Annotated in this window: 1 protein-coding gene; it reads left to right on the forward strand. The window is 60.4% G+C overall.

Features of this window, described 5'->3' with window-relative positions:
• On the forward strand, positions 1-915 hold a 915-nt coding region (locus ACP5E6_RS15555; RefSeq protein WP_427955540.1), incomplete at its 5' end, for a hypothetical protein.
• Between the last annotated feature and the right edge of the window lie 637 nt (positions 916-1,552).

A 1,552-nucleotide genomic window follows, 5' to 3' on the forward strand; every position in this document is an offset into this window, starting at 1 on the left:
ATTTATGCGATTTTATCTTCGATTGAATCGATCGGCCTTATCCGGTCGCACACCGTGAAAATATCACCGACACATAATCAGATTTTATGGTCGCTGACAGAGCAAGGCATGTCTGCATATCGGGGGCGTAGTCGGCTGTTCCGATCATCCGATTTTTCTCCGACGAAATATGTGCATCGCATTCTGCTACAGGCGCTTCGCATATCAGCGGAAGCGGCAGGATTTGAATGGTGGCGCGAGCCGATTCTTGATCAGGACGATCCCACATTTCCGCGCCCGGATGCTCGCCTAAAGCGGAAAAATAAATATGCGCTTGAGCTGGAATTAACCCCGAAAACGGCTGTGAAATATCAGTCTGTTTTGTCTGCCCACGATAGGGCAATTTATCACGGATATTATTCACGGGTACTCTATTGCGTCCAGCATCCGCCGCTTGCTCGCTTTCTCGAACGGCAATTTATCGGGATGGATGATCCCAGCCGGTATGCTGTCGTCGTCCTGCCGCCGATATCCTCGTCCGCTGCCGACTGGCCAGGGGCGGATTTCTGGGATCATCTCACCGCTCCGGTCAGACAAACAGATCCACCACCAGCTCCGCCGCAGTCACCCAATCGCCCAGCGCCTGTCGTGTCCCGACCGCGCCCCACTCCCGTGATATTGCTCCGGGATGGGTATAAAATCGTATTTTCTGCCACCCCGCTGCACAAGCCCGAGGTCTTTATCGTCACCGGGCTCCTTCGGCCGGATGGCGCGAGGGTAGAGCCTCCTGAAAGCTGGGCTCAATATCGCGTGGATGAGGATGATACGTGGAAGCTGCCGATCGCCTACGTGATCGCGACGATCGTGCGCCATGGCAATATCAGCCCTGACTCCGCATGGACCATTGATAGCCTTTCCGAGGCATTTTCTGTCTGATTACTCGACCGCCAGTGCCCGCCCAGACGCCGCCCTGAGGGGGCGGCGGCCTACGGCTCTCCCGCGCTGCGCTCGATCTGGGCACCCCGCGCCCTGATAAAGCCGGGCGCGGACCGTGCTGGTGGCAAGGCTGGAGGCATTGGGGCGGTCAGGGGCGGTTTTGGCAGGGATGCTCCTGCCCAACCGCCTTGCTGGCTTCCTGAGCGCTCTGAGCGGCTTCTACGCCGGTTCTTCGCCCCTATCCTCCCCGCTTCCCCTCTCAATGCCTCTTGGCCGTCCTGCCACGTCCCCTGACGGGGAGACACGGAGCGAGCGCAGCGCGGGAGCGCCGTAGGCCCGTCCGGCGATCTGCGATCGCCGGATCGCGCGTAGCGCGACCCGCAGGGCGGTCCGTGTCAGCCTCAGAACGTCCCACAACGCGGCCCGTTAGGGCCGCCGATCATGGTTAAATCGCAACGCGATTTTCTGCATTTGATCGGCCTGGAGGGCCGCCTGATCAGCCTGTCCGCACAGGTGGGTCCACCGGGATGGCTTCGCGTCGCTAGCCGCCCATAGGGGGCGCTCCGCTACGCATCCCCGTGGACTACCTGCACGGCAGGCAGCCCCCTTCGGGGGTGCTCCTCTAGATCATAGAAGG

Origin of the sequence: Acidiphilium sp. (assembly GCF_049977125.1) — a bacterium.
GTDB lineage: Bacteria > Pseudomonadota > Alphaproteobacteria > Acetobacterales > Acetobacteraceae > Acidiphilium.